At 40.4% G+C, this 1,234-nt stretch carries 2 protein-coding genes; both read left to right on the forward strand.

The window, feature by feature from the left end; translation table 11 throughout:
• The coding region (locus JMV76_RS14615; RefSeq protein WP_201503188.1) for an IS1 family transposase at positions 1-660 on the forward strand (660 nt) is incomplete at its 5' end.
• A 150-nt stretch (positions 661-810) separates the two neighbouring features.
• Positions 811-1,140 carry a hypothetical protein gene (locus JMV76_RS14620; protein WP_201503189.1) on the forward strand — a complete coding sequence of 110 codons (330 nt, stop codon included), beginning with the start codon at positions 811-813 and terminating at the stop codon, positions 1,138-1,140.
• The last annotated feature ends 94 nt before the right edge of the window (positions 1,141-1,234 follow it).

The raw sequence follows: 1,234 nt of genomic DNA on the forward strand, positions 1-1,234 counted from the left end.
CCCAGTTTAAAGAAAAACGGCATAAAAAGCTATGGCAAGCAGAACTACCAATGTAAGGACTGCAAACGCCAGTTTATTGGCGATCATGCGGTAACCTATAACGGCTGTCACTCTAGAATAGAAGATCTCATACGACTGATGACTGTCCGAGGTTGCGGCGTTAGAGACATAGCCGTTATAGCCAAGGTTAGTATTGGAAAAGTGCTTAGTACTATAGGCTCATCCATTTACAAGATTGTACCTAAGAAGCGCTACTATGAACGCTTAGAGGTTGATGAGTTCTGGACTTACGTATATCGCAAGAAGCGTAAAGTTTGGCTTATTTATGCTTATGACCGTGCTACTAATGAGATTGTCGCTTATGTCTGGGGCAAGCGTGACTTAAAAACGGCTCAGAAACTAAGAGCACGTCTTAAGCAACTTAAAGTGAGCTATGACTCTATTAGCATGGACAATTGGGACAGTTTCATAACGGCCTTTAAAGGTGATAACAAACGAGTTGGCAAACAGCATACGGTAGGTATAGAAGGTAATAACTGCCGTCTTAGACACCGATTAAGACGATCGGTTAGAAAGACTTGTTGCTTCTCAAAAAAGCTTGATAATCACTTTAAAGTATTCGATCTGGTGTTCTTTTATGTCAATTATGGCTACGTCTGATGCCAGCATACTTTTTAGAACACCACCAAAAATTCTAATAAGAACATCGAAGACTCATCTGTCGCTGACTTCGGCTTGATTGATGAAGAGGTTGCAAGTGAAACATATGATGATATATTCCAAGATCTAAGTGATCAATTGGATGCTGACATGACATCCATATCAGACATGAGTGAAACTACTCATGAGATCTCAAATGATGACTACTACGATAATGGAACCGGTGATCACGCTGTAGAAACGACCGAACTACTGACACCAACGCAAGCAGCACACATTGATTACCTCGTTAATAATGATATTGAAGTATCACAAGACATGGTAGATTTATTAAATGATTTTACACTTGGTGGCGGCACAGATGCTGATCTGCGTAAATTCGTGATTGAACGTTCAGGTTATGACGACGGATATGATCCGTTAGCCGATTGTCGTAACCCAGATCTGACAGAAGCACAGCATATGAACAACTGCACTTGATGATTAATAATTCAAAAAAGCCACCTTAGCATTTTGCAAGGTGGCTTTTTTATGGATAGAAGGTTGTGAGCAGTTATACAGTTTTTGGGAACCT

The sequence above is a fragment of the Psychrobacter cibarius genome, assembly GCF_904845955.1.
In the GTDB taxonomy this organism is placed as follows: Bacteria; Pseudomonadota; Gammaproteobacteria; order Pseudomonadales; family Moraxellaceae; genus Psychrobacter; species Psychrobacter cibarius_B.

What these genes read in the sequence shown, in the direction of transcription:
- JMV76_RS14620 (WP_201503189.1), top strand. Translation starts at nt 811, where the DNA reads ATGACATCCATATCAGACATGAGTGAAACTACTCATGAGATCTCAAAT.